Origin of the sequence: Galbibacter sp. (genome assembly GCF_048266365.1) — a bacterium.
Lineage (GTDB): Bacteria > Bacteroidota > Bacteroidia > Flavobacteriales > Flavobacteriaceae > Galbibacter.
The window spans coordinates 53,271-60,691 of record NZ_JBLWZP010000015.1 but is presented as its reverse complement, the minus strand read 5'-3'; the positions used below and the strand labels follow the sequence as shown (position 1 = coordinate 60,691).

Sequence of the window (7,421 nt, the reverse complement as noted above, 5' to 3'; positions counted from 1 at the left end):
GCAATTTCAACTTACCGCACAGCGTTCGCAACGAAGGAAAAACTGATAGAATCCACTTGGTGATGGACTGTTTGCGCAATGATTGGTCTGATAAATTATTTGCGGAAAGTGGCTATAATTTTGAAGCTGAAAACGTCCAACCTGAATATTCCCGCGAAACAAAACTGCAAATGATTGAACAATTGAAATTGATGGATACCGAAATCTCCAGAGAAATGATACAGCAATTACAAAAGGAGCTTTAATGGAACAGGGGAAAGAACGCGACTCGATTTTGGAACGGATTTTTCAGTTTTTTGATGAAATATCCATTCAATATAATTTTACCGAAATTGAAACAGAAACCTTTTTGCCCGGTCTTCAAATCAAAAACGGCACCCTGCAAATTGATTTGCAAAAACTGAAATATCCTGGAGATTTATTGCACGAAGCGGGACATATTGCGGTAACAAAATCAGAAGAGCGAAATGGTTTAAACGATAACGTAATTGAAAACAATGCAGAAAAGACTGGTGATGAAATGGCGGTTTTGTTATGGTCTTATGCCGCTGCGAAGAAAATAGGTTTGGCTCCCGAAATTGTTTTTCACGAAGACGGTTATAAAGGGGAAGCAATCTGGCTTCGGGAACAGTTTGAGTGTAAAAATTATATAGGTTTGCCGCTATTACAATGGATGGGGCTAACCGGCGTGGAAGGTAAGGATGCCTTCCCCAAAATGAAAGCTTGGCTGCGCGAATAAAAAACCTTCAAAAAATTTTCAAAATAAGTTGGCGATCATTTAGAAGTATTATTTATATTTGCACTCCTTTTACAATATGTCCTAAGTGTTGTAAAGGATTTTTATGCAGGCGTGGTGGAATTGGTAGACACGCTAGACTTAGGATTTAACCTAATAAAAGTTCTTAAAATATTGAAAAAGCGGATGTGGTGGAACTGGTAGACACGTCAGACTTAGGATCTGATGCCGCGAGGTGTGCAGGTTCGATTCCTGTCATCCGCACTTTTTCAACTGCAAGATTGCAGTCATAAAACCTCTCAATTTTGAGAGGTTTTTTTGTTTGGGTACAACATAGGTACAACATTTCACAGTTTTCCAGTCTCTAATTCATAATGCTACTATACGGTACCAAATGAATATAAAGAACATTTTTTAATTCTAATTTTCATAGAATTTATAGCTTCTAATAAAGAAAAATAGTTTTTTTGGAACCACTATTAGCAAAACAAATAAATGTTAATCTTAATAATAATTGTTAAATTTTTGTAATTTTGCACTTAAATGAAGCAATTTATTCACAAATCAATGGCAATTTTTATGGCAGCTGTAGTTCTTATGACTACGATGTCATTTACTATTGATATGCATTATTGTGGAGATTCTTTGGTAGATTTTTCATTCGTTCAGAAAGTGAATACTTGTGGGATGGAAAAAACTCAATCCACAACCAGTTGCGAAAATCCGACCCTTTCAGAAAAAACGTGTTGTACTGATAAGCAAATCGTTAAAGAAGGAAAGGACGATTTAAAAGTTTCATTTGACCAACTTACCTTAGAGCAGCAAGTCTTTGTTGCCTCATTTACATATTCTTATTTAAGTATTTTTGAAGGAACTGAATCTGAAAATGTTCCTTTCTTCGATTACCCGCCCCCCTTTGTCAAACGGGATGTGCAAGTGCTGCACCAGACTTTTTTAATTTGATTTATTAGACTTTTGAAACAAAGCCCAATCCCGAACGTACGGGATAGTGGGCTAAATCTCGTGTACGGTATTTTCTACTTTACACAAATTCAATTATCTAATAATCAAATCGTATGCTTAATAAAGCGATTAAATTTCTTATAGAGAATAAACTTGTTGCGGTACTCATACTAACGCTGTTTATAGGTTGGGGAGTAGTTAACGCACCCTTCAATTGGGAAACAGGTATTTTACCAACTGATCCTGTGGCCGTGGATGCCATTCCAGACATCGGCGAAAACCAGCAAATTGTTTTCACCAAATGGCAAGGGCGTTCACCGCAGGATATCGAAGACCAGATTACCTATCCACTCACAACTTCATTGTTGGGAATTCCAGGTGTCAAGACCATCCGAAGTTCTTCAATGTTCGGTTTTTCCAGTATCTATATCATTTTTGAAGAAGATGTAGAATTCTACTGGTCGCGCAGCCGTATTCTCGAAAAACTCAATTCACTTCCTGCTAATTTATTACCAGATGGTGTAAACCCTGCATTGGGTCCAGACGCTACGGGATTAGGGCAGATATTTTGGTACACGCTGGAAGGTCGAGATAAAAATGGCAACGTAACCGGCGGTTGGGATTTACAGGAATTACGTAGCATACAGGATTATTATGTGAAATACGGCTTGTCTTCGGCAAGCGGTGTTTCCGAAGTGGCCTCAATTGGTGGGTACGTCCAAGAATATCAAGTGGATGTTGACCCTGAAAAAATGCGGCAGTACAACATCGGCTTGACCGATATCGTAAAAGCGGTTAAGGAAAGCAATCAAGACATCGGTGCACAGACCTTGGAAATCAATCAAGCCGAATACCTGGTTCGTGGCTTGGGGTATGTGAAATCAGTCGCAGACATTGAAAATGCGGTGGTCGCTTCTGAAAATTTCACGTCTATTCGAATCAAAGACATTGCAAATGTTCATCTTGGACCACAAACGCGACGTGGTATTTTGGATAAAGAAGGTGCCGAAGTTGTAGGCGGTGTCGTGGTAGCTCGTTACGGTGCTAACCCATTGGAAGTCATCAATAATGTTAAAGATCAAATAGCCGAATTATCATCCGGACTACCCACAAAAACCTTGGTAGATGGTCGTACTTCACAAGTGACTATTGTTCCCTTTTACGACCGTACTCAGCTTATTCAGGAAACACTTCACACGCTCAATGAAGCCCTTACACTTGAAATCCTGATAACCATTTTGGTCATCATCGTAATGGTGTTCAATCTGCGTGCATCCATTCTAATCTCTGGCCTGTTGCCTGTTGCCGTTTTAATGGTTTTTATAACAATGAAGCTCTTTAATGTAGATGCCAACATTGTTGCCTTATCAGGAATTGCCATTGCTATCGGTACGATGGTGGACGTGGGCGTTATACTTGCCGAAAATATGATTAGGCATCTGGAAGATGAAAAATTACGCTTTCGCGAAAGCGGAATAGAATACACTACAAACGAAATTATTTACAATGCAACTTCGGAAGTTTCCGGTGCAATCTTGACTGCTGTGCTCACAACGATTATCAGTTTCCTACCTGTGTTTACGATGATAGGTGCCGAAGGGAAACTCTTCAGACCATTAGCTTTTACAAAAACAATGGCACTTTCTGCATCGCTTGTAATCGCGCTGTTTTTAATACCGCCATTTGCCGCGTTCTTTTTCAGAAAAACAAACATTCGCCAGCAATCTAAATTGCTTTTGAATGGTCTTTTAATCGCACTCGGTATCACTGCACTTGTATTTGGTTACTGGCTTGGGTTGATTTTGATAGCTTTTGGATGTAGCGGTTTATTCTTTTTGCTTAAAACGAAAAAGGAATACAACCATACCATTGCTGGCTACGGGCTCAACATCAATCAAAATGTAGTAAATATCATCATTTCCTGTGTTGCTATCGTCGTGCTGTTAGCCGAATACTGGCGACCACTTGGTTTTGACCGCAGTATTCTAATGAATTTGATTTTTGTAGCGATTATCTGCTTTGGACTGCTTGGTGTGTTTACAGTTTTCCGAAGATATTATGATAGCATTTTGCGCTGGGCACTTCAAAACCGATACCTGTTTCTACTAATACCAACCACGGTGCTGATTTTAGGTGTGGTCATAATGCGAAACACTGGGAAGGAATTTATGCCCGCACTTAATGAAGGCTCATTCCTCTTAATGCCGACATCCTTACCGCACGCAGGTGTCGAAGAAAACAAGCGTGTACTGCAACAGCTGGATATGGCCGTGGCAAGCATCCCTGAAATTGAAACTGTAGTGGGAAAAGCAGGAAGGACAGAATCTGCCCTCGACCCTGCGCCGCTCTCGATGTATGAAAATGTCATTCAGTATAAGTCTGAATATATGCGAAATGAGAATGGCGAGAGACAACGCTACCGTGTGAACGATGATGGTCTATTTGTGCTGAAAAATGACAAGTTCATTATTAACCCCAATAATGAAATCGATGATTATGCAAACTATGAAGAATCACAACTCAAAACAAGTGCAACACGCAACAATTTGATTGAAGATAATGACGGCGAATATTATCGAAACTGGCGACCAGAAATCAGTAGTCCTGATGACATTTGGAATGAAATCGTAAAAGTGACCAAGTTTCCAGGCGTGACTTCTGCGCCCAAGTTGCAGCCCATCGAGACGCGACTCGTAATGCTGCAAACAGGTATGCGAGCACCTATGGGTATCAAGGTAAAAGGACCAGATTTAAAAACTATAGAAAACTTTGGACTGCAATTGGAAGATATTTTAAAGCAAGCCGAAGGTGTAAAAGAACAAGCCGTTTTTGCAGACCGAATTGTGGGTAAACCTTATTTGCTGATTGATATTAAACGAGACCAGCTGGCACGCTACGGAATCTCTATTATGGGTGTTCAGGAAGTACTTCAAGTAGCTGTGGGCGGTATGCCACTTACCCAAACAGTAGAAGGCCGTGAGCGCTATGGTGTGCGTGTACGCTATCCACGTGAGCTGCGTGCAAATCCAGAAGACTTAAAAAGCATCTATGTACCGGTGTCAACTGGAAGTCCAGTTCCTTTGGGCGAACTGGTGGATATTCGTTACGAGCAAGGTCCACAGGTCATTAAAAGTGAAGACACCTTCTTGATTGGCTACGTGCTGTTTGATAAGCTCGATGGCTTTGCCGAAGTCGATGTGGTGGAAAATGCCCAAGCGCTCATTCAACAGAAAATCGATAATGGCGATTTGGTCGTGCCACAAGGAATCAGTTACCGATTTACGGGAACGTACGAAAATCAACTTAGGGCAGAAAAAACGTTATCGGTAGTTGTGCCACTTTGTTTGCTGGTCATTTTCTTGATTTTGTATTTCCAATTCAGGTCGGTTTCTACGTCCCTTATGGTTTTTACTGCCATCGCTATAGCCTTTGCAGGTGGCTTTATAATGATTTGGCTTTATGGGCAGGATTGGTTTTTCAATTTTAGCTTTTTTGGCGAAAACCTACGGGATTTGTTCAATATGAAAACCATCAACTTAAGTGTGGCCGTTTGGGTCGGTTTTATTGCCTTGTTTGGAATTGCGACAGATGATGGTGTTGTAATGGCAACTTATTTAGACCAATCTTTCAAAAGCAACGAGCCAGACAGTAAAAAAGGCATACGTCTCGCCACATTAGAAGCCGCAGGAAAAAGAATACGTCCTTGCTTGATGACCACCGTGACCACAGTTTTGGCATTGTTGCCAGTACTCACATCTACAGGAAAAGGAAGCGACATTATGATACCGATGGCCATCCCCATTTTTGGCGGAATGATTATCGACGTCACATCCTATTTCCTTTTACCAGTTTTATATAGCTGGAAAAAAGAATACCAACTTAAAAGAGCAAACAAATGAAAAATATAAAAATCATAATCTGTCTTTTGTTTGTTTCGGCTTTCGCGAAAGCGCAACAACTACAAAGCTACATTGAAGAAGCTGAAGCTAATAACCCAGAAATTCAGGCTTTTGAATTGCGTTACAATATTGCCGAAGAAAAAGTCAATGAAGCAAACTGGTTACCCAATACGGAAGTAAGCACAGGCTATTTTGTAAGTGAGCCAGAAACAAGAGTGGGCGCACAACGAGCACGGATAGGCGTAAAACAGATGTTGCCTTGGTTTGGAACCGTTACCGCACGTGAAAATTATGCGACTTCAATGGCCGAAGCTGAATATGTGGAAATCACCATAGCCAAACGAAAATTAGCGCTTTCAGTAGCGCAATCCTATTATAGATTGTATGAAACAAGAGCAAAGCAAGAGGTACTTGACGAGAACATCCAACTATTAAAAACCTATGAGCGACTTGCCCTTACCTCAGTAGAAGTAGGCAAGGCATCTGCGGTAGATGTATTGCGGTTGCAGATTCGTCAAAATGAATTGCAGCAGCAAAAAGAAGTATTGGAAGAGGAATTTGGCGCAGAACAAACAACCTTCAATAATCTTCTAAATCGGGATGCAAATAGGACGGTTGATTTAGTAACAGCAATGGAAATCCCAGATAGTGACGCTATATACGGCACGGATGAACTATCGCTTAATCCTGAACTGCTCAAATACGATAAGCTCTACGAATCCATAGCACAATCAGAACTACTCAATCAGCGTGAGAGCCTACCTATGATTGGTTTTGGTGTAGACTACCTGCCAGTTACAGAACGTAGCGATGTCAACTTTAGCGACAACGGTAAAGATGTGTTGATGCCTATGGTTTCGGTTTCCATTCCCATTTTCAATAATAGGTACAAGTCCATTTCAAGGCAAAATGAGCTACGCCTACAGGAAATTGAAACCCAAAAAGAGCAACGATTAAATGTGTTGGAATCCGCTTTCGCGAAAGCGATATGCCAACGCAACCAAGCCCGAATCAAATTTAATACCCAAGCTAAGAATTTGAAACAAGCGAAAGATGCCGAGCAAATTCTTATCAAGAATTATGAAACGGGAACCATAGATTTTAACGATGTGCTTGATATACAAGAACTGCAATTAAAATTTCAGATGAATCAGATAGAATCGGTTCAGATGTATTACGTGCAACAATCTATAATCAATTATTTAATTCAATAGCAATGGTAAAAGATTTTTACATAAAAAATATGGTGTGCGACCGTTGCATCAAAGTCTTGAAAGATGAACTGTTTAAGGCTCACATTAGTCTGTTGGATATTGAGTTGGGAAGACTTCGATTGGATATCGATGAAAAAGAACAATTGAACACACTAATCGAAATTTTAGACAGAAATGGATTTGCCCTCATCACTTCTACCGAGGATAAATTAACCGAGAAAGTAAAAATTGAATTGATAAAGTTATTGAATGTAATGCCGCTTGAAATTGATGGGAAGTTATCAGATTTTCTTGCGGATAAATTACAAAAGGACTATTCAAAAATCAGCAAGGTGTTTTCCCTTACCGAGGGCATCACTATTGAAAAATATTTTATCAAACTGAAGATAGAAAAGGTCAAGGAACTCATTCAAACACCCGATTATAATTTCACAGAAATAAGCCAATTGCTCGATTACAGCAATGTCAATCATCTAAGTAAACAATTTAAAAGTGAAACCGGGATGAGCCTTAGCGATTATAAGGATGGGCATAAAAATTTTAGAAATCCTTTAGACAAGATTATATAGATATGAACCAGAATTATAAAACAACAAACTGAATATCAAT

5 protein-coding genes, 1 tRNA gene and 1 pseudogene are annotated in these 7,421 nt (G+C 39.8%); all 7 read left to right on the top strand.

Annotation, left to right across the window (positions count from 1 at the left end; all coding sequences use genetic code 11):
* Window positions 1-245, top strand: a pseudogene (locus ACN0TV_RS15745) (aspartyl/asparaginyl beta-hydroxylase domain-containing protein); the annotation flags it as partial.
* Entirely contained in the window at window positions 245-739 is a 495-nt protein-coding gene (locus ACN0TV_RS15740; RefSeq protein ID WP_417364103.1) for a hypothetical protein, read from the top strand. The pseudogene ACN0TV_RS15745 and the gene ACN0TV_RS15740, both read left to right, overlap by 1 nt.
* 179 nt (window positions 740-918) lie before the next feature.
* Window positions 919-1,000, top strand: a tRNA-Leu gene (locus tag ACN0TV_RS15735).
* 279 nt (window positions 1,001-1,279) lie between these two features.
* A complete protein-coding gene (locus ACN0TV_RS15730; protein WP_417364101.1) occupies window positions 1,280-1,699 on the top strand; it encodes an HYC_CC_PP family protein in 420 nt (139 codons plus the stop codon).
* Window positions 1,700-1,812: 113 nt separating this feature from the next.
* Complete coding sequence (locus tag ACN0TV_RS15725) at window positions 1,813-5,598, top strand: efflux RND transporter permease subunit (protein ID WP_417364099.1); 3,786 nt, start codon at window positions 1,813-1,815, stop codon at window positions 5,596-5,598.
* Entirely contained in the window at window positions 5,595-6,812 is a 1,218-nt protein-coding gene (locus tag ACN0TV_RS15720) for a TolC family protein (protein ID WP_417364097.1), read from the top strand. Before ACN0TV_RS15725 ends, ACN0TV_RS15720 begins: the two co-directional genes overlap by 4 nt.
* Window positions 6,813-6,814: 2 nt before the next feature.
* Window positions 6,815-7,381, top strand: coding sequence for a helix-turn-helix domain-containing protein (locus ACN0TV_RS15715; protein WP_417364095.1), 567 nt, complete (start codon window positions 6,815-6,817; stop codon window positions 7,379-7,381).
* Window positions 7,382-7,421: the final 40 nt, after the last annotated feature.